General features: G+C 37.6%; 19 protein-coding genes. 7 read left to right on the top strand and 12 right to left on the bottom strand.

The window, feature by feature from the left end; translation table 11 throughout:
* The first annotated feature begins 66 nt into the window (after positions 1 to 66).
* From B0169_RS17665 to B0169_RS17655, 3 genes are all read left to right on the top strand, one after another.
* On the top strand, positions 67 to 534 hold the full coding sequence (locus tag B0169_RS17665; RefSeq protein ID WP_077288232.1) for a hypothetical protein: 468 nt from the start codon (positions 67 to 69) through the stop codon (positions 532 to 534).
* Between the two features lie 501 nt (positions 535 to 1,035).
* Complete coding sequence (gene polA, locus B0169_RS17660; RefSeq protein ID WP_077288231.1) at positions 1,036 to 3,780, top strand: DNA polymerase I; 2,745 nt, start codon at positions 1,036 to 1,038, stop codon at positions 3,778 to 3,780.
* Positions 3,781 to 4,848: 1,068 nt separating this feature from the next.
* On the top strand, positions 4,849 to 7,698 hold the full coding sequence (locus B0169_RS17655) for a M16 family metallopeptidase (protein WP_235838626.1): 2,850 nt from the start codon (positions 4,849 to 4,851) through the stop codon (positions 7,696 to 7,698).
* 208 nt (positions 7,699 to 7,906) lie between these two features.
* Here B0169_RS17655 and B0169_RS17650 read toward each other — a convergent pair whose 3' ends face one another.
* Complete coding sequence (locus B0169_RS17650) at positions 7,907 to 8,362, bottom strand: HPP family protein (protein ID WP_077288230.1); 456 nt, start codon at positions 8,360 to 8,362, stop codon at positions 7,907 to 7,909.
* Positions 8,363 to 8,442: 80 nt separating this feature from the next.
* On the opposite strand from B0169_RS17650, the gene B0169_RS17645 reads away from it, so the two are divergent.
* Positions 8,443 to 9,015: a TetR/AcrR family transcriptional regulator gene (locus tag B0169_RS17645; protein ID WP_235838625.1), complete on the top strand. Its 573-nt coding sequence runs from the start codon at positions 8,443 to 8,445 to the stop codon at positions 9,013 to 9,015.
* Positions 9,016 to 9,190: 175 nt separating this feature from the next.
* On the opposite strand, the gene B0169_RS17640 is transcribed toward B0169_RS17645, so the two are convergent.
* Positions 9,191 to 10,714, bottom strand: a complete 1,524-nt coding sequence (locus B0169_RS17640) for a S10 family peptidase (RefSeq protein ID WP_077288228.1) — start codon at positions 10,712 to 10,714, stop codon at positions 9,191 to 9,193.
* Positions 10,715 to 11,079: 365 nt separating this feature from the next.
* Positions 11,080 to 11,658, bottom strand: coding sequence for a HutD/Ves family protein (locus B0169_RS17635; protein WP_158077121.1), 579 nt, complete (start codon positions 11,656 to 11,658; stop codon positions 11,080 to 11,082).
* Positions 11,659 to 11,862: 204 nt separating this feature from the next.
* Here B0169_RS17635 and B0169_RS17630 point away from each other — a divergent pair, with 204 nt between their 5' ends.
* Positions 11,863 to 12,369, top strand: coding sequence for an outer membrane beta-barrel protein (locus B0169_RS17630; protein WP_077288226.1), 507 nt, complete (start codon positions 11,863 to 11,865; stop codon positions 12,367 to 12,369).
* Positions 12,370 to 12,476: 107 nt separating this feature from the next.
* On the opposite strand, the gene B0169_RS17625 is transcribed toward B0169_RS17630, so the two are convergent.
* The gene (locus tag B0169_RS17625) at positions 12,477 to 13,097 is read right to left on the bottom strand and encodes a c-type cytochrome (RefSeq protein WP_077288225.1); all 621 of its coding nucleotides are present in this window, start codon (positions 13,095 to 13,097) and stop codon (positions 12,477 to 12,479) included.
* A 236-nt stretch (positions 13,098 to 13,333) separates the two neighbouring features.
* Positions 13,334 to 14,560 (bottom strand): c-type cytochrome, encoded by a 1,227-nt coding sequence (locus B0169_RS19165; RefSeq protein WP_143323593.1) that lies wholly within the window; start codon positions 14,558 to 14,560, stop codon positions 13,334 to 13,336.
* 195 nt (positions 14,561 to 14,755) lie between these two features.
* Between B0169_RS19165 and yihA the strand changes: the two genes are divergently transcribed.
* On the top strand, positions 14,756 to 15,412 hold the full coding sequence (gene yihA / locus B0169_RS17610) for a ribosome biogenesis GTP-binding protein YihA/YsxC (protein ID WP_077288224.1): 657 nt from the start codon (positions 14,756 to 14,758) through the stop codon (positions 15,410 to 15,412).
* A 74-nt stretch (positions 15,413 to 15,486) separates the two neighbouring features.
* Here yihA and msrA read toward each other — a convergent pair whose 3' ends face one another.
* The 4 genes from msrA to B0169_RS19305 form a co-directional block, all read right to left on the bottom strand.
* Complete coding sequence (gene msrA / locus B0169_RS17605; RefSeq protein ID WP_077288223.1) at positions 15,487 to 15,984, bottom strand: peptide-methionine (S)-S-oxide reductase MsrA; 498 nt, start codon at positions 15,982 to 15,984, stop codon at positions 15,487 to 15,489.
* A 3-nt stretch (positions 15,985 to 15,987) separates the two neighbouring features.
* Positions 15,988 to 16,431, bottom strand: coding sequence for a peptide-methionine (R)-S-oxide reductase MsrB (gene msrB / locus B0169_RS17600; protein ID WP_077288222.1), 444 nt, complete (start codon positions 16,429 to 16,431; stop codon positions 15,988 to 15,990).
* 1,151 nt (positions 16,432 to 17,582) lie between these two features.
* Positions 17,583 to 17,930, bottom strand: a complete 348-nt coding sequence (locus B0169_RS17595) for a hypothetical protein (protein ID WP_077288221.1) — start codon at positions 17,928 to 17,930, stop codon at positions 17,583 to 17,585.
* A gap of 85 nt (positions 17,931 to 18,015) precedes the next feature.
* Positions 18,016 to 18,180 carry a Rieske (2Fe-2S) protein gene (locus B0169_RS19305; RefSeq protein ID WP_158077120.1) on the bottom strand — a complete coding sequence of 55 codons (165 nt, stop codon included), beginning with the start codon at positions 18,178 to 18,180 and terminating at the stop codon, positions 18,016 to 18,018.
* Between the two features lie 115 nt (positions 18,181 to 18,295).
* Here B0169_RS19305 and B0169_RS17590 point away from each other — a divergent pair, with 115 nt between their 5' ends.
* Positions 18,296 to 19,612, top strand: coding sequence for a hypothetical protein (locus tag B0169_RS17590; protein ID WP_077288220.1), 1,317 nt, complete (start codon positions 18,296 to 18,298; stop codon positions 19,610 to 19,612).
* A gap of 109 nt (positions 19,613 to 19,721) precedes the next feature.
* Here the strand turns inward: B0169_RS17590 and B0169_RS17585 are convergent, their stop codons facing one another.
* From B0169_RS17585 to B0169_RS19295, 3 genes are all read right to left on the bottom strand, one after another.
* Positions 19,722 to 20,180, bottom strand: a complete 459-nt coding sequence (locus B0169_RS17585; protein WP_077288219.1) for an N-6 DNA methylase — start codon at positions 20,178 to 20,180, stop codon at positions 19,722 to 19,724.
* Entirely contained in the window at positions 20,149 to 20,325 is a 177-nt protein-coding gene (locus B0169_RS19300; protein ID WP_158077119.1) for a hypothetical protein, read from the bottom strand. Before B0169_RS19300 ends, B0169_RS17585 begins: the two co-directional genes overlap by 32 nt.
* Before the next feature lie 73 nt (positions 20,326 to 20,398).
* Positions 20,399 to 20,554, bottom strand: a complete 156-nt coding sequence (locus B0169_RS19295; protein WP_158077118.1) for a hypothetical protein — start codon at positions 20,552 to 20,554, stop codon at positions 20,399 to 20,401.
* Positions 20,555 to 20,927: the final 373 nt, after the last annotated feature.

The raw sequence follows: 20,927 nt of genomic DNA, 5'->3' as shown, positions 1-20,927 counted from the left end.
TTGTGACTCTAGTGCTAGCTTGTAGAATAAATAAAACTAGCTAAGCACAATATACGAGTGTAAAAAATGCAGTTTTCACGTTATTTACCAATTACCGCGATAGTTTTTAATTGTTTATTAAGTTATTCAACCGCTGCCGAAGAACATCAACACCATCATAATAGCCCACAAGTATTACAGTTAAACCAAGGTGCCAAATGGCAAATTGATCAGAGTTTGCACACGGGTATGGTCAACATTCAACAGCAATTACTGCTAAACCTTGATGCTATTCATTATAATAAATTTTCTCATGATCAATTTGCCGTTCTAGCATCAGCGGTCGATAAACAGCTGAACTTTATATTCGAAAACTGCCAACTAGCGCCTCAAGCAGATGCGCAGCTGCACTTGTTGCTTGCAAAAATAATGCAAGGTAATGACTTAATGAAAAGTGGCGAGAACAAAAAGTCGGGTGCTGTTATCGTGCTGCAAGCACTGCAAGAATACCCAAGATACTTTAATGATAGCAATTGGCAAAATATCGTACATTAGGCTTCATGAGTATTCATTTTTATTCAATTCACTGCCAATAAAAAATTTAAATTTAATAAAAATGCCATGGCAAAATTAAGCTAGCCCTTACCAAATGTAGCTTATGTTTTTTTGTTATTTCTAGGCATCATAAAACGGTAAAAATAGTTTAACAATTGTCTGGTAATGATGTGATTTTCTGGTAATCTCTTAGCTCGCTTATTTAAGTTGCTCGTTAATTGAGCAGCAAAGTTTGAGCATGTGTATTTATTTATCCACATAATAAAAAAATAATAATAAATATGTGAAAAGGATTTTAGTCTTACCTTTTTTTAGTGATTACAATTACTTAATCAACTCTTGCCGTAAAGTTCGCCAGATCTTTATGGTTTTTTACCATGTTTTTCAACATACTTATCCACAGTTGTGATTAATTGATGGGACTAATTTAAATGAATTGCTAGAGAGAATTTGCTGATTATGGCATGCTTAGCAAATCTTTCTCCCAGTTAAAAAATTACCATGCCAACTTCTGACCAATCACCGCTAATTTTAGTCGATGGTTCATCTTATTTATTCCGCGCATATCACGTACCCTATTTACAAGCTTTGTCGACATCAGACGGTCAACCTACCGGAGCAATTACCGGTGTGTTGAATATGATCAGAAGCCTGAAAAAAGATTACCCAAATGGTAATGTGGTTGTGGTATTTGATGCCAAAGGCAAAACTTTTCGCAATGACATGTACCCTGAATATAAAGCTAATCGACCGCCAATGCCGGATGATTTACGCTCACAAATAGCGCCACTACATGAAATAATTGCGGCTATGGGTTTACCTTTACTGGTTATTGAAGGGGTTGAGGCTGATGATGTTATTGGTACCTTATCGCATCAAGCTACAGCCTTAGGCATGGAAACAGTGATTTCTACTGGTGATAAGGATATGGCGCAGTTGGTTAATCAACATGTCCGCTTAATTAATACCATGACGAATGTTGAAATGAATGAAGCGGGTGTTATCGAAAAGTTTGGTGTTCGCCCTGACCAGATTATCGACTATCTTGCCTTAATGGGCGATAAAGTCGATAACATTCCTGGTGTTGAAAAATGTGGTCCGAAAACGGCAGTAAAATGGTTAACAGCACATCCGAGTTTAAAGGAAGTGATGGCCCATGCCGATGAAGTAAAAGGTAAGGTTGGCGAAAACTTGCGTACTGCTTTACCCCAATTACCGCTTTCTTATGAACTGGCTACGATTCGACTTGATGTTGAACTTGAAAAAACGGTAACAGAGTTACAGCCGATAGCTGCTGATGTTGAAAAACTCAAATCGCTGTATCAACAATTCGAACTCAAACGTTTATTAGCAGACTTAAATACTGGTGGTGATAAAGCAGAAGCAACGGTTGCTGAAAGTGATGACGCTGTAGCTGAATTACCTGCTGCTGTTGACGCTGAATACGACATCATACTCGACAAAGCAAGCTTTATGACTTGGTTTGAAAAGCTGCAAAACGCTGAACTGTTTGCTTTTGATACAGAAACCACAAGCGTTAATTATATGAAAGCTGAGCTAGTTGGCTTGTCATTTTGTATCGAGGTAGGCAAAGCCGCTTATGTGCCTTTAAGCCATGATTATATTGATGCACCTGAACAACTTGAGCTTAACTGGGTGCTTGAGCAACTTAAACCGTTATTAGAAAGTAAAACTGTGGTTAAAGTTGGGCAAAACTTAAAATATGATGCCAATGTGCTATCGCACTATGGCATTGTTATGCAAGGTATTACTTTTGATACCATGCTTGAATCCTACTGTTTTAATAGTGTTGCGACGCGCCACAATATGGACGCGCTGGCTGAAAAATATTTAGGCTACAAAACTGTTCATTTTGAAGATATTGCAGGTAAGGGCGCTAAGCAATTAACTTTCAATCAAATTGAGATTGAGAAGGCCGGACATTATGCTGCTGAAGATGCTGATATTACTTTGCGGTTGCATCAAGCAATTTACCCTCAGCTTGCTAAAGTTGCGTCGCAACTTTCCGTATTCAACGAAATTGAAATGCCATTACTGCCGGTATTAGCTCGGATGGAGCAACATGGTGTGCTGATTGATTGTGATATGTTGGACCAACAAAGTCAGTCAATCGGTGCCCGTTTATCTGAATTAGAAATAGAGGCACATAACTTAGCAGGTAAAAGCTTTAATTTAAGCTCACCTAAGCAATTACAAACAATACTGTTTGAAGAGCTAAAGATCCCAGTAATCAAGAAAACGCCAAAAGGTGCACCTTCAACAGCAGAAGAAGTGCTGCAAGAATTGGCTTTAGACTATCCATTACCTAAAGTTATTCTGGAAAATAGAGGTTTAAGTAAATTAAAGTCTACTTATACTGATAAACTACCTTTGTTGATAGTGCCGAAAACAAACCGAGTTCATACGTCCTATCATCAAGCCGTTACGGCAACAGGGCGTTTATCTTCAACCGATCCAAACTTACAAAATATACCTATTCGTAGTGAAGAAGGGCGTAAAATTCGTTTGGCCTTTATTGCTCCACCTAAGCATAAAATTGTTGCTATTGACTACTCGCAAATAGAGTTACGGATCATGGCTCATTTATCCGATGACCCAGGTCTTGTTAAGGCTTTCTCAGAAGGCAAAGATGTCCATAAAGCCACAGCGGCAGAGATATTTGCAGTACCGCTTGATGAAGTTACTAGCGATCAGCGCCGTAGTGCAAAAGCGGTTAACTTTGGCTTAATTTATGGCATGTCAGCATTTGGCTTAGCGAAACAGTTGAATGTACCTCGCCATACAGCACAAGCTTATATGGACAAGTACTTTGAACGTTACCCTAATGTGTCTCAATACATGGAAGACACCCGTCAAAAAGCGACGGAAAAGGGTTATGTTGAGACTTTATTTGGTCGTCGACTTTATTTACCTGATATCAAAGCTAAAAATGCCATGCGAAAAAAAGCAGCTGAACGAGCTGCAATTAACGCACCTATGCAAGGTACAGCAGCAGATATCATTAAAAAAGCCATGTTAGCGGTAGACGCTTGGATATTAGAGCAAAACGATCCGAGAATAAAAATGACTATGCAAGTGCATGATGAATTAATATTTGAAATTCACCAAGATATTGTTGAAGCAACAACTGAGAGCTTGGTCAATATTATGAATAATGCGATTACCATGAGTGTACCTTTGATTGCTGAGGCAGGCATTGGTGATAACTGGGAACAAGCGCATTAATGATTAAAACCAATGAAAGGATAGTATTTGGTCGTTGAATGAAATTTATTCACCGGTCACCCGCTCTTATTCAATAGCACTGAGTGATCCCTTCATAATATGTGTTTTTTTAGGCCTCTTTTTAGAGGCCTTTTTTTTATTGTTATATTTGGTTTTTAGCTGATTTTTAGGTTAAAAAACAAAAAAATGTAAAAAAATTACATGATGTGCTTTACAGACTTAGAATGATTACTCTATAATTGTTTTGTTCCTAACGCGAACACTTGTTGTAATAATTTGAACATTCTAGCTTTCCTCATAGCTTATGGGCCGATAACTTAGTTGTCGGCTTTTTTTTGCTTTTAAAAAAACATCGAAAATAATATGATATAAATTTCTTATAAACCGCAATTATGTAATTTTATTACATGATGCTGCGAATTTATTTGATTCAGTATTGGCTAAATTGAGTGTTGCAATGGTGAGCTTGTTTCTCGCGATGAGTGTTCGGTAAAAATATAAACTTCAACCATCATGTTTTAATAATAAATTCAGCTTAAGTAAATTAGTTTTAACTGATTTTGATCAATAATGAATTATCTCTATTGCGTATGATCAGGGCATCTTTAAACAGCGGAGAATTATTATGGGATGTTGTGGTCAATGTGGTGGTGAAGGTCACGAACCAGTAGCAGAGCAAGAACAAGCTGAAGAGTCAGTTGAAACAACTGAAGAAGAGTAATTTGCTTACTACGTTAAGAAGCAGCGAAAGCTGCTTTTTTATTGTCTAAAATTTACTTGAATTAAAATTGATACATTTGGTTCGCATAAATAATATGATGAAAATTAGAAAATAATCACTAACGAGTGTCGCGCACTTTTAGTTTGCTTGCCATTATATCGCACAATGGCTTTACTCAACTCAACTCAACTCAACACACCTTAACCTTTACACGGTTCGTGTGGGCTATTAATGCTGTTAATTACACAATTTTTTCATTGAAAAGCGCTAAGCTATTGTACTTGCGGCTAATAACGATATATTACCCTCAGTTCACGATTACCTATGATTGAATAGAGGAAAATATTTTGAAGAAATGGACCTTACCATTATTACTAAGTTTTTTAGTGGCTTGTGAAAATACCAATACGGTTGACAGTGTCGCTTCAGCGTCTACAGTTGCTGGAATGACTTTTATTGAGCAGGTTGAAGCTGAAGAGGGAAAGACCGTTATTCCATATCAAAAGTATGTGCTTGATAACGGCCTAACGTTAATTTTGCATCAAGACAATTCAGATCCCTTAGTTCATGTTGATATGACTTATCATGTTGGCTCGGGACGTGAAGAAGTCGGTAAATCAGGATTTGCACACTTTTTCGAGCATATGATGTTTCAAGGCTCTGAGCATGTTGCTGATGAAGAGCACTTTAAAATAGTGACAGAGTCTGGTGGTACCATGAATGGTACAACAAACAGTGATCGTACTAATTATTTTCAAACCGTACCAGCTAACCAATTAGAAAAAATGCTCTGGTTAGAAGCTGACCGTATGGGCTTCTTAGTGGATGCGGTAACTCAAGAGAAGTTTGAAATACAGCGTGAGACGGTAAAGAATGAGCGTGGCCAAAGCTACGACAATCGCCCTTACGGCTTATTGCGTGAGCGCGTTGCAGAAGCCATGTACCCCGCAGGCCATCCATATTCATGGCAAACTATAGGCTATATTGAAGATCTTAATCGTGTAAATGTTAATGACCTAAAAGCGTTTTTTTTACGCTGGTATGGTCCAAATAACGCGACTTTAACTATAGGTGGTGATGTTGATGTAGAAAAAACATTAGCCATGGTAAATAAGTACTTCGGTAGTATTCCACGTGGGCCAAAAGTGGAAATGCCAGAAAAACCAAGTTTTACTATCGATGCTGATCGCTATATCTCGATGGAAGACAATGTACATTTACCGTTAATTTATATGTCTTATCCGACAGTAAGTGTTCGACATGAAGATGAAGCGCCCTTAGATTTATTGTCGAGTATTTTAGGTGGTGGTAAAACATCATTACTTTATAAAAATTTGGTAAAAAATCAATTAGCGGTACAAGCCTCAGTCAATCATCCATGTGCTGAGCTCGCTTGTAGCTTTAACCTTTTAGCGTTACCGCATCCTGCTTCAGGTAAAACCTTAGCGGATATGGAAAAAGTTATTCGCGACAGCTTAATTGAGTTTGAAACTCGCGGTGTTGAAGATGATGATTTAATAAAAGCCAAAGCCTCTATGGAAGCTAATTTTGTGTTTGGTTTACAAAGTGTGGCAGGTAAAGTGAGCCAATTAGCGGCCAATGAAACTTTTAAGGGCGATCCTAACTATATTGAACAAGACATTGCCCGTTATGCCGAAGTAACTAAAGCCGATGTTATGCGTGTTTATAAAAAGTATATCAAAGATAAGCATGGCGTTATCATGAGTGTGGTACCAAAAGGACAAAAGCATTTGGTTGCCGCTGAAGATAATTTTACGCCTCCAACACGCGTTATTCCTGAGCAAGTTCAAACAACCGATAGCGACTTAAAAGTACGTAAAGCGATAGATGATTTTGATCGCAGTATAGTGCCAACAGCAGGGGCGAATAAAGCTGTTGATGTGCCAAAAATGTGGCAAGAAACCTTTGCTAATGGTATTAAAATCTTAGCGACTCAGAGCAAGGAAACACCAACCACTTCAATATTGATCAAAATCCCTGCAGGTCACTATTACGAAAGTAAAGATAAAGCGGGAACCGCATCATTATTGGCTGCCATGTTGAATGAGTCGACAACTAAACGCAGTGCTGAGGATATGAGTAAGGAACTACAAAAGCTAGGCGCTTCAGTGGGTATCTCTGCTGGTAATAGTTATTTAGCGATTAATGTAAACACCTTAACCAAGCACTTGGATGCAACACTTGCATTAGTTTATGAAAAACTCACCGCACCAGCATTTTTAAGCAATGAATTTCAGCGTAATAAAAGCAACGCAATACAAGATGCTATTAATGGTAAAAAAGACGCTGGCTATTTAGCATCAACGGCTTATCGTCAATTACTGCATGCTGATAACATTGCAGCCATTTCTAGCGCTGGTTCGCAAGCGTCATTGAATAATATTCAATTGGCTGATGTAAAAGCACTTTATGAGCAACAAGTTAAGCCAAAAGACAGTGAAATAATATTAGTATCTGATCTCGCCAAAGCACGTGTTTTACAATCGTTAGCGATATTTAAGCCGCTAACTGGTGCAGGTAAAAAACTGTCACTTGATCTACCTGCGTCAAAGGCTAAAACAGGGGTTATTTATTTAGTGAACAAGGATAATGCAGCGCAATCAGCTATTCGCATCGGTAAGCGTTCATTAACCCAAGATGTGACGGGTGAGTACTATCGTGCTTATTTAATGAATTTTCCATTGGGTGGCGCATTTAATAGTCGCATTAATTTAAATTTACGTGAGGACAAAGGCTATACCTACGGTGCACGTTCTTATTTCTACGGTGATAAGTTTTCAGGCGTATATACTGCCAGTGCTGAAGTACGCGCTGATGTTACGGATAAGTCAATTGTTGAATTTGTGAAAGAAATTCAACACTATGCTGATAAGGGTATCAGTGATGAAGAATTGGCCTTTATGCGCAACGCAATTAACCAGAAAGATGCTTTGAAGTATGAAACACCGGGCAGTAAGCTCAGTTTCTTAGCGCAAATTTTAGAGCATAATCTTAGCGCTGACTTTGTTAAGCAGCGCAATGAAATTGTTAAGAACATTAGCAAAGAAGAAATTAATGCTTTAGCGCAAAAGCATTTAAATATAAAAGAGATGTTAATGGTGGTGGTTGGCGATACTAAAACCTTAAAACCACAACTAGAAGCCCTAGGTTATGAAGTGATTGACTACGAAATATAGCAACAGTAGATAATGAGCTTTCTGAAAAGCTCATTATCACCTTATTGTTAAGTTTAGCGCTATAACCCCCTTTAGCAGGGAGATATAAATGGGCTGAAGATAAAAAGGAACGTATAAACGTTTCTTTTTATCTACATAGGGCTTAGTAGTAAGTGTCTGTAAATAATTGTGTAAAATATTGATATTAAATCTAAATACCTATCTCATATTACGCTTTGCTAGGGTGGTGCTGTTGTAACTTTTCAAATCCCTTCCCCATGAAGACAATAATGATAGAGCCGATCAATACTGGCGTCACCAAAAATAACCAGCCCTGGCCTGAAAGCATAATCAAAATAGGGTTAGCACCGGCAGGTGGGTGTGTTGTTTTTGAAACCAGCATACTAGTAACGCCTAGTCCTGTCGCTATTGCGAGTGTCACTGGAGTTACGCCTATATATTGGTAAAAAAACACGCCAATAAATGCAGTGATTAAATGCCCCAAAATGACATTTTTAGGTTGAGCCAAAGGGCTACTTGCTACACCAAATACCAGTACAGCGCTGGCTCCAAATGGAGCCATAACCAGTACTATATTTGCCATTTTAGCTTCAATTAACAATAACAAACCAATAGTGAATGCTGCACCAACACCAGCGACGATGGATAACCAATAACGATTCATATACACCCTTAATAAGTAGAACAACTTGTCTACTGTCAATGATAGACAAGTTGTTCTACTTTTGTCAATATATAGATAAAATGACCATTTGGGACTCTATGATGAATCAGAAGCGAGAATTACTGCTAAACACAGCACTTGATCTATTTTACTACAAAGGCATTAACTCAATTGGTATTAATGAGATTATCAAAGTATCGGGAGTAGCAAAAAAAACGTTATATAGTCACTTTAATGGAAAAAATGATTTAATTATGGCGGTGTTAAACCAAAGGCACCAAGTTTTCATTAAATGGCTGGAAGATAAGCTAAGCAGACCGGGTAGCGACCATGAGTTAATTGACTGTTTATTTGAATCGTTACAAAGTTGGTTTGATGGTAATGAGCAGGCTTTAGGTAGCTTTGGAGGATGCTTCTTCATAAATACTTCAGCAGAATTTAGCAATCAAGAAAGTGATATCTCTCATTATTGTCGCTACCACAAAGAACAAGTTCGCCAGCTTATTCAAAGTAAACTCAATTTTAAATCACCTGATCTGTTAAATGCTATCTGTTTATTAAAAGAAGGAGCCATTACTACGGCATATTTGACTGGAGAAAGTATAGAAGCAATTCAGAGTAGTAAAAATGTGTTACACAAAATTGTATGTTAAAAAGTTTTTATCATACCTATATGTGTAAGTGTAAGTTTATATTTGTTGTAAAGTTATATTTAAATCATAATCTTGTTTAGTTGTTAGAGTAATGTAGTTGTCATGATACGCTCGTCAGTTAATATAATTTGCGTATCATGATGAATATTTTATCTAACGTGTATTAGCCATTAACTTACGGCTTGCTGTGATACTTTGCAGGCGTAGTTTTATTGGGTAATGTTGCTTTCATAAACTGACGAATATCTTGATTAGATGCTTCTAAATCTTGATAACGTAAGTACATCATATGGCCACTTTTATAGCCTTTAAACGATAATCTATCACGCATTTTTCCACTGGGATCAAGCTGTGATAAGGTATATTTTGCGTCAAAGTAATTCGTTGCCCCATCGTAATAGCCTGATTGGATCATCACGTTCAAATAAGGATTTTGCGCCATAGCTAAACGTAAGTTTTCACCTGTTTTGTTGTTGCTTCTATCCCAAGGGTGCACATTACCAAACATATTGTATTTAATGTCGGTTTTGTAATTAAGCTCTTCGCGTAAGTAATAGTTAATAGCTGGTGTAAAGCTGTGTAACCATGAGGTCAGCTCGGCATTGTAATCAGGGCGACTACCGCTAACTTTTTCATCAATACCTAAATAACGAGAGTCTAAACGGCCAACTGTTTGTTCACGATTACGTAGTATTTCTTTCCAAAAATAAGACGCTTCAATATCCAAATTATTTCTTAATACTTCCTGTACTGATAAGCCAGAATACCGAGAAACTTGCTCTGCAATTCGCTGTTTTTCGTCAGCAGCAATAAAGCCACCTTTAGCCAGTGCAGGTAAGTATTCATTAAGGGTGAACTGTTCAATTTCGGGTAATATTTCTAATAAGTCACGGCTTTGTAAGTCAGCAGTTAAGGCTTTGTGATACCAAGCGGTAGCGGCAAAATAAGGTAAGCGGTTTGCTGCTTTTACTGGACCGTCACGTTTGATACCAATATCCGTTGGTGATACTAAAATTACGCCATTAAGGTACATCCACTGACGTGATTGTAGCTCTAATGCTAAGCCTGAAACGCGAGTGGTGCCGTAGCTTTCTCCGATCAAGTATTTAGGTGACTGCCAGCGGTTGTGACGAGTGACAAAAGTATTAATCCAGTCGGCTAGGTATTTAACATCAGCGTTAACACCAAAGAACATTTTCTTTTGTTCTGCTTTGGATGGCATCTTGCCGTCTTTATTAGGTAAAACACGAGAATAGCCAGTGTTAACTGGGTTAACAAAAACAATATCAGCAGTATCTAAAATAGAAAACTCATTAGTTTTTACGCCATAAGGCTGTAATGGAAAACCTTCACTATCAACATTGAGTACTTTAGGGCCAGTATAAGCAACATGCATCCAAACTGACGCAGAGCCAGGACCGCCATTGAATGAGATCAATAATGGACGAGCCGCTCTGTTTTTTACTTTTGAGCGTTGGTAATAAGTATAAAATAGGCTAGCCGTTGGGTTACCTTCTTCATCCCAAACCGGTTGAGTACCTGTAGTTGCGGTGTAGTCGAATGACTTACCGTTAACTTTAGTGCTATGGCTACTTGTACTGCTTTCATCAATAGCAATTTTGCGCTCAAATTCTGCATTGGCTAATGGCGATAAAACCAATAGCAGCGTCGTTAACGTTATAAAGTGTCTAAATGTCATATTAATGTCCTTAGGCTGTGTTGAATTTTAATATTCTACTACCCGCGAAAGCTCATAATTGAGTTGCTATATAATATTAGATATACCAAATGTACTTAAACAACATGGAGTTAGCTTTCTCAATATAAGCCAATAGGCTATGGCAGAGGCGACAATAAAAGTGCAACAAACCTTAGTGTAAAGGCCGATACTGTCAGTATTATATTACTCCCTAAAACCAAGATACTGTTATGGGGAGCAATGTAATGCCGTAAGTATGATTTTTATTTTCTGCCATCAGATTACTGCACACAAAAGAAAAAATCATAGTTAAAAGTTAGATAGTATATTTATAGCGATTAACAACCGGCTATGTCACTTGCGTATTAAGTGCGATAGCTTAAATAAACAATAATCAGGTACTGACCATTGAGCTGAGTATAATTTTCGGGTAAATCTGTTATTTTCATTAAATGCTGTGCAGGTAAGGTGATCACTTCTTGTGTTGTGCTTACCGTTAACTCAGCCGTATTGAATAAGCTATAAATAAAACATAAATCGCTTTTTTCCAACATATAATCAACCGCTTTCAACTGACAACTCACCTTAACGTTACATCGCGAAGTACGCGTAATAACATTGAAATCGGTTATTTCATTGCTGTGTAAATTGCCGACAGTTTTATTGCCACCATCAAAAGTTGCTATGTCTAGCAAATTAGTTAAACGATCAATTTTGTTGTCATTGTGTTGTAAATTTATGCCATCGCCGTCAATAAGAATTAAGTTACGGGTGTAGCCTTGGAAGTTCGAAAAAATGCCATCTTCGACTACGCTTGCCATACTTAAACGCCAATCAAAGTTATCTAAAGTGCCACCAGGATTGATGATCAATTCGATAGTTTCCCCTTGGCCATTTTTCCATGGCACGGTTTTAAATTGTGATGGGGGAATAATTTTTATCATGATATCAGCCTGTGATTTGCAAAGTGTGTAGATCATAGCTTGAAAGTTTGTACTGTGTCTGTGCTTATTTTAGCTTTTTGTTGGCCAAGTCATGCTTTGTTACCTTTTATAGAGTGATTATACATTTTAACAATTGATTAACAAAATGGCCTTTGTTAGCATGCGCGGCTTATAACCTATTTTAATAAATAAAAGGAGTTAACTGTGCTTAAAAAATCACTTATTGCACTTTCTGTTCTTGTTTTACCTTTAACTGCCTCTGCTGATTGGTTGGCAGGTGCAGGTTACGCCAACTTATCCGACAGCGAAGACGGAGATTCAATTTCACTCGGCGTTGTTTATGGTTCTATTGCATATGACTTTGCCAAAGAAGGCAGTAAATTTTCTTTTATGCCGGAACTGCGCCTTGGTACTGGTGTTTCTGACGACAAGCTATACGGTGTTAAAATAGACGTTAAGCGTTTTACTGCCTTGTCAGTACGTGCACAATACAATTATGATAATGGCGTGTACTTATATGCGATGCCTTCTTATGCCAATTTAGATATTAAAACCAGCTATGACGGTGTTTCAAAAAGCGATGATGATTGGGAGTTTGGGTTTGGTGGCGGTGTTGGTAAAAAAATTAATGACAACATCAATATTGAAGCCTCGTATGAAAGCTATGATGGAACAGATGTATTAACGGTTGGCTTTAAATACGCCTTTTAAGTATTAGGATAAATTAATTCATCTGCTAAATGTTTAATGCCAACTAGCTTCGAACTTGTTGGCATTAAATGATGAAATGGCTTCATTAATAATAAGCTATATCATGATTACTTTAACGACGACATATATTGTGATAAAGCAGTAATCTCTTCATCAGTTAAATTGGCAGCCACACCTTGCATCATGCCATTTAGGTCATTGTTGCGTGCACCACTGCGAAATTTCTCTAACTGACTTTTTAAGTACTCTGCATTTTGGCTAGCAAGGGCAGGGAAACCGGCGCTTGGCATGCCTTTACCGTTGATACCATGACAAGCTACACATGCGGTAACTTCCATTTCGGCATTTCCGCCTAAATACAGTTTTTTACCTTCAGCATTCGCAACACCATTGCCAGCTGTGCTTTTTTGGCTAGCATAAAAGGCAGAAACGTCAGCTATATCTTGTTCGCTGAGCGCCATTGCCATTCCACCCATTACAGGGTCGACACGGCCTGATTTACCTGCAGATGTCATGCCCAGCTTAAATTCAGTAAGCTGTTTAACTAAGTAGCTAGCGCTTTGTCCCGCTAATTTAGGGTACATAGGAACTAAACTATTGCCGTCAGGGCCATGACAAGCAGCACACATAGCTGTTTTGCCTTTGCCTGCTTCGGCATCACCTTGTGCGGCATTGGCAGTAACTACTGCACTTAATCCTAGTAAAACAGTCATGATAATTTTTTTCATTAGCTTAGTCTCTGCTGGTCATTAATATAAGAATATAGGTTAAGTCTTTTACTATTAAAATAGTTAACTATATAACTTTGGCATTCTACACGAATTTAATAAGAGTGAAATAATGCGGTTAAAAAAATCAACGAAATGTTGCTAAAGCGTAAAATAGATCAACATCGAGCTTATTTGAGGCAATAAAAAAGCAGCGATAAACGCTGCTTCATATTTGTTAAGCTTTCTAGCAAAGCTTATTTTATTGATGCCATGTATTTAGCTAACTCATCAATGTCGCTTGCTGAAAGTTTAGAAGCAACACTTTGCATCATAGTGTTGTAATCGTTATTACGCTCACCTGATTTAAACTTCATTAATTGGGCTTTTAAGTAAGCTTCATTTTGACCGGCAATAGTTGGGAAACCAGCTTTATTCATGCCTTTCCCGTTAACACCATGACAGGCAACACAAGCGGTGATTTTACGTTTTACGTTACCACCAAAATAAAGTTTTTTACCTGCCGCAGAACCCGCTAAGTCAGCTACAGCAATTTTTTGTGTAGCAAAGTAACTAGCAATTTCTACCATGTCTTGCTGGCTTAACGCCGCAGCCATTGGCGCCATAACTGGGTCTTTACGTGTACCGGCTTTAAATTCTTGTAATTGTTTAACAATGTAGTCAGCACTTTGGCCCGCAAGTTTCGGATAAATGGCTACAGGGCTGTTACCGTCAGCGCCATGACATGCGGCACAAGTAGCAGCTTTAGCTTTACCAGCAATAACTTCAGCTGTAACAGGTGCTGCCGGCATTACCTTGCGTGAAACTACATTGGCTACAGCGGCTGGGTCAGCAAAGTAGGCTTGCATGTCAGCAATATCATCCTCGGTCATTGCACCAGCAAATTGGTTCATTGCGTAGTTAACACGATCTTTCTTTTTAAAGTTCATTAATTGCTTAGCAATATATTCTGGGTGTTGGTTAGCTAGGTTAGGGTAAATTAATACCTCACTGTTACCTTCACTACCGTGACAACCAATACATGCGCCAATGCTTCGTGAAGCATCGCCTAATTCATATAAACTTTTACCCGCCGCTGGGTTAGGCACATAAGCAACCGGCGCTGCGCTTACTGCACTACCTGCATCTGCAGAGCCAGTATCTTGGCTACCACCGTCACGCGGTAAAGCAGAAAAATAAGCCGCAACGTCAGCCATATCTTGTTCAGATAATGGTGCAGCCATTGGACTCATAAGAGGGTCTTTACGATCGCCAGCTTTAAAAGCTTTTAATTGCTTAACGATGTAGTCAGCATGTTGGCCAGCCAAATTTGGGTAGCTATCACTAGCACCAATACCGTTTGAACCATGACATGCAGCACAAGTGGCTGCCTTAGTTTTACCTGCATCAGCATCGCCAGATGCAGCCACAGCAATATTAATACTTGATAGTGTTAAAATTAATGAAATTAGAATATGTTTCATAACAAAACTCTCAACATGCTTTAGTGTTTTTATTGAATGTTATCAATAAGCCGAAAAATTGGCGACATGATACACTATTAACGTCGTTTATAGGGGCTTTTAACGAAAAAATTTGCCTAAAGTCTAATACAATTGCATCTTTAGTGTGAAAAAACGATATAATGTGGTTTTAATTTATATTGTTGGAACTAAATCTTGTCTTCTACAGCCATTCATCTGAGCAAAGCGACTTTTACCATTAGCGCACCCGATATCCGTCGTTTACCCGCAGATAGTGGTATTGAAGTAGCATTTGCGGGTCGCTCTAACGCAGGTAAATCAAGTGCGTTAAACACCTTAACTAATCAAAGAAGTCTTGCGCGTACCAGTAAAACACCGGGTCGAACGCAATTAATTAATATTTTTGAGATAGCCGAAAACAAGCGTTTAGTAGACTTGCCAGGTTATGGCTTTGCTAAAGTGCCAATGGAAATGAAGAAAAAGTGGCAAAAAGCATTAGGCGAATACTTAGAAAAACGTGAGTGTTTGAAGGGGCTTGTTATCTTAATGGATATTAGACATCCATTGAAAGATCTTGATATGGACCTTATTCAATGGGCTGCTGAAGGTGAATTACCGGTTTTAGCTTTGTTAACAAAAAGCGATAAACTGTCACAAGGTAAAGTTAGTGCTCAGGTACTTGCAGTTAAAAAACAATTAGCACTACTCAATGCGGATATTAAAGTGCAAGCTTTCTCATCATTAAAGCGTACCGGTTCAGCTCAAGCTGATGCTGTAATTTGCGAATGGTTCCAAGATGAAAATATTCAACCACTTAATGAATTAGACGAAGAACCGTTAACAGAAGAATAGTTGTTACATCACCTTAGAGTGGATTAATTAAATTCATAAAAAACGCCTCAAATATCGAGGCGTTTTTTATGCTACTACTGTTCAGGTAATATCCAATCTGGCCTTGGAAAGTGACAAGTGTAACCGTGTGGCACTCGCTGCAAATAATCTTGATGTTCTACTTCGGCTTGCCAAAAATCACCAACAGGATCTACTTCTGTTACGACAGCATTGGGCCATAAACCAGAAGCATTAACATCAGCAATGGTTTTTTCAGCCATCGCTTTTTGTTCAGCACTTGTGTAATAAATGGCCGAGCGATATTCTCGGCCTTGGTCATTACCTTGTCTATTTTCTGTAGTAGGATCATGTATTTGAAAAAAGAATTCGAGAATTTTTCGATACCCGATCACAGTATTTTCGAAGTATATTTCAATCGCTTCTGCGTGATCGCCATGATTACGGTAAGTCGCATTTTCAACATTTCCACCGGTATACCCAGCAGAGGTTTCAGTTACACCGGGTAGCCTACGCACTAAATCCTGCATACCCCAAAAGCAACCACCAGCTAATACTGCACGTTCAATGGTCATATTTTATCCTTCTACTTGTGCTAAATACGCTTCATACCCTTGAGCAATCATATCATCGCGATGAATAAATCTCAGTGAAGCAGAGTTAATACAATAACGTAAACCTCCTTGTGTCACAGGTCCATCAGGAAATACATGACCTAGGTGGCTATCACCATGTGCTGAACGAACTTCTGTACGTACCATGCCATGGGTGTCATCGGTAAGTTCACTGACATTGATCGCTTCAATAGGTTTACTAAAACTTGGCCAACCGCAACCGGAATCAAATTTATCAGCTGAAGCAAACAAAGGCTCTCCAGAAACTACATCAACATAAATACCAGGGGCGGTATTTTCGAGTAATTCACCAGTCCAAGGGCGCTCGGTACCATTTTCTTGCGTTATACGATACTGCTCGGGAGTTAAGGCAGCAATAGCGTCGCTCGATTTTGTATATTTTGACATAAGATCTCCTTAGTAACTTGTGTTATGTAGTGAAAACTTGATGATTTAATTCAACCATGCAATCAAACACTATCCTTTTAAGTCATCGCCTAAGAGTAGACCGGAAAGTTAAAAAATAATTCGCATTAGTATCGATGTGAAGTCAATTTAAGCGCACTATAAATTTTTACAACTTAAATAGTCAGCTCATAAAACTAAAAAAGAGTAAAGACACTGCGAATATTTATGTTGTAAGGGCTACTGTTGATAAGTTTTGCAGACTAAGCCAAATATGCAAACACCAATGTATTTTACTTGTGTTTCTTAATAGTTAACCTGAACGCTGGATAAGCAGCACTAGCTCAATCTTCCCTTTTAACGTAGATAATGGCATAAAATGAAGCATTGATGGTGTCTATTAGTGATGTTCACCTTGCTAAAGCATTTACCTTGCCACCTAAGCTTTTGATTCACCTGAATATCAAGCACTCATTATTTAGAGTTCAGGTTAGTTATAGCGATAACAAAAAATAAATTAGCAATATAACTGATTGTAAATTATGGCTTTATATGGAGGTTATTAGGTGAGTATTATATTGTAATAAATATATTTTCCGGCATTAAATGAGATAAATAGACAAAATTTAGGCAGAAAAAAACCGATGACAAAAATGGTCATCGGTATAATTAGCTTGGGGAAGCTAGAATTCAAAATTAATACAACAGGTGTTCTAAAGAGAACAATGCAATTATAGAGCAACCACTCTATAAAAGTAAAGCCTTTACTCTAAATTATTTTTTTTATATCAAAGAATCGACTTTTGGTTAACTGTATGACTTACCGGGTTTAACTACAGTTTATTGCGCTGTAAACAGTTTCGTTAATTTTAAACTCAGTTAAGTGCTCAGCGCTTGTGTGGATCGTCAAACATAATGAGAAATACATCACACGATGAGAAAATTTAATATTTAAGTTACACCTGAGAAAAATTTGTAACTCATCAACGATCCAATAAGGTCAGCAAAGATACGTTAGCGGACATTAGCATAGTCTTATCTAACGATAAGTGAACCGACAAATAAGACTTAAGTGAATTCAAAATATCAGACGCTAATGAGGTAAAAAACATTGCTGACATTTCAACGAACCTGACCCCGCAGGTTACCGCAGGTTAGTAAGACAACAACTCTTTTGATTTAGACGCTGCTAGGTGGACAACATTACAACCAACACTAGCTCTGACAGAAAGCAGGATTTTATCTTTTTCAACTAATGTTTTTACTATGTCGAGTTTGTCCCATGAGATGGCATCAAATAGCTTAAGCTTGTCAGGTTGGTTGGAGGTCAATATATCTGGAGAAAAGTCGATAACATTCTTAATTTCCGGAGTGCTAATGGTTAAGTAGTCATCTTTAATTACAAAGCTTGGAATAAATAATGGGGAAGAAAACTCGCTCATTTTATCTAAAGGCTTTCCGTCTAATGAAAAGCCAATTCCACTACAAGGATCTACTAGCACATTGTCATCATAAACTGCCCTTATAGCACAACCACGAATAGGACTTACAGCCAGTAGAACGATTACAGGGTATTGATTAATCAGCTCATTCTTTTGTTGGTTTTAAAACCATTGTAGGCATTCCTTGCCACTCAAAAACAACATGTTTGCCTTCGGGTAGGTTGGCGATATTTACGCTGATTTCATCATCATCATCGGCAGCGTAACTGGAAAAGCCTAAAACTAAGAAAAGCAAAACTAAAATTTTCATAAATCCATTGAAATTTTATAGTGTAAACAACTTGTTGTAGGTTACTTTATATATGCTTGCTAAGCAATTTAACGTATAGTCATTATCACTTACTATTACATTTTCACTAATTAAAATGGACTTTATAAAGAAATTTAAAATAGGGTTTTTAATAGCAATTGCCATTATTGCTGGCACTTATCACTTGTACAGTGATGATGAGTTGAACCCTGAGGCTAGTAAATGGATAGAATATTATTCATTACCAACGGATCTAAACGAAAATGCATTTATTGGATTAATTGCTTTATCGTCTTCTAACGATATATCTACTTCACAAGCTATAGACATATACGAAACAAAATTAGGTGAAATTAATAAGGGATCTCTTGATTACTTTCAGCAACTAAAATACCCAGATATTGAAGGGTTACCTGAAGTATATGAAGATGAATTTTTTTGTGAATTTCATAAAGGTAATTGCTTAGCTGAAACAGCCAAAGATAGAAAAGAACTTGAAAAAATAACGGAACAATTCGCGGCAGTGACTCAGCAATATCGTAATTTATCAATGCTTACTAATTTTATGCCACTCAACTCAATAGCAACTGAGCCTAACTGGGATTCTCTTGTTCCTATTCAAAGATTAGCAGCAATAGAGGTTTATTTTCATATCTTAGACAACAACTTGGAGTTAGCAGCAAACCAATTGTCACAACTAATATCTTTAGATAGAAAATTTCTCAGAACAGCTTCAGAGGCCGTGTTTCATGCGATACCTATTGTTAATTTTGAGTTTTATTATCAACCATTATTAATCGCTCTAAAGCAAAAAGGTTTCACTAATTGGGAAATTTTTAACAAAGCACTTAGCCCTCTTACAAATGATGATATATCAATGAATAGGATGTGGTTAATGATGTTTGCACAAGGAACAAGGGCATTACAATTTAAGTACATTGCAGATAGAGCTGAAGATCTAGGTTATTCACTGCATGGCTTTCAGGCCCAGTTAAAGTATAAAGAAAATATGACGCTCAATAGTATGTTTGATTACTATAGCCTGCAATTGATGCCCGATAATGCGAAGAAAGAAAGCTTGGTTGCATGGATTAATGCTGCAAGTGATTTAGCAGATAAACATTCAGAAAAGACCAGAAAAGAGATGGATAATTTGATTTGGTTTACCATAAAAAATTATCGAAATATTGTCGGTGCCTATCTAGAAGTAACTGCTTTACCCAAGATCCTAAACCTTTATGATGAAAAGTTTAAGTTAGACCTTCGTTTACTCCTCTTAAATATAATAACTCAAGAAAATAAAGACTTATTGACTGAAATTCTAAATATTGAGAAGTATAAAAATCCCTATACAGGTGAGTCTCCAAAATTATCAGACTCTGAGCTTTGTTATACTTTGCAAGACGATAATATTTGTATACCCGTTTTTTAGTTACTCATATTATTAAAGGGATATATGCACTTGCGCGATAAAGTAAATCAAGCCGTGGTAGAGCTATTCAAAAGTTGGAAATCCAACTGTGGCGCTTATTTTAAGCTAACTAAGAGTTCAAAAGCTTATTGATTTCATCCTGTTTTTCCACCAATGCATTCATGATCTGCTTTCTGCCTACTGACAATTCAGCCAAGTTATATTGTTCTGCCTCTTCAGTAGTCATGTAGTTCAGGCCATTCAATGAGTGGTTGCTTGCAGCAATATCATCATTTGGCACGGTAAAGCTAAAGGGCGTTAGCGCTGGCCTTGTTCGGTACTCTTCTGCTAATCGCTCTAAATCATCCATTACTATTCGGCCAGACTCTTCCTTCTGAAATTCAGTGGCATTAATGAACAGCACATCATCCGTTAATTTAGCTTTTTTTAGCACTAACAACACCATAGGTAATGGGCAAAAATTAATAATTTTTGCTGGTAATGTAATAACCGCATCGACTACATTACTCTCAATCAAGCGCTTTATCGCTTCAACATCACACTTTTCTAAAAAGTGGACCTTTGCCAATTACCGCATAGGCTTTGCCTGTGTCGTTTAGCTTTTCAAGCATATGTCCAATGTATAAATGCTCTTTGTAGGTAATTGCTTTCTTCTCCGCTTGTTCAACCAGTTGCCCTGTTTTTGCATCAGTAACGATTTTAGGTTGCAGCAAGCACAGAGAAATATCATATCTGTATGGAGTAATAGCATTAATATCTATCAGAAGGTTAATTTGTACGGCTGCTTTATAGCCCCCCCCCCCCGCTGTAATTATTCATGCTGGTGTAAACGCCACCGAAGTTTGCCTGAGATACTAATTTATTTTCTTCTGTTTGTTTTGCGTACACTGAAGTGCTGATGAATAATGAACCAACGATTAATAATTTTGTTATATTTTTCATTAGATGCCTTTTTTGAAAAACCTTTAGATAGCACAGATATTAATGGGGGACTTGGACATTCAATTGTGTAAAGTGATGAGCGGCTAGAAAAAATGATGAGCGGTAAAAGTCGGCTTTCTCCAGTTAAACCAAAGGTTAATACTAAAAATAGTAGCTCTGATCTTGTGCTGTTTATAACTTAGAAGCTCTAATATTTCATAGGGGAGAATATGCATATAAAAGTTAATTGGTTAATGAAGCTAGGCGTACTTAAGGCGCTAGTTATCGGTTTAGGGCTACTGGACTTCCCAGCTTTCACTAGACAGTTTCTAACTCAGAAAAATACGCTTCCTCAAACTTAGCAGGTGAAACACCGCCTGTATGCGAGTGACGT

The sequence above is a fragment of the Cognaticolwellia aestuarii genome, from assembly GCF_002000025.1.
Lineage (GTDB): Bacteria > Pseudomonadota > Gammaproteobacteria > Enterobacterales > Alteromonadaceae > Cognaticolwellia > Cognaticolwellia aestuarii.
This window is presented reverse-complemented; position numbering and strand designations above follow the sequence as displayed.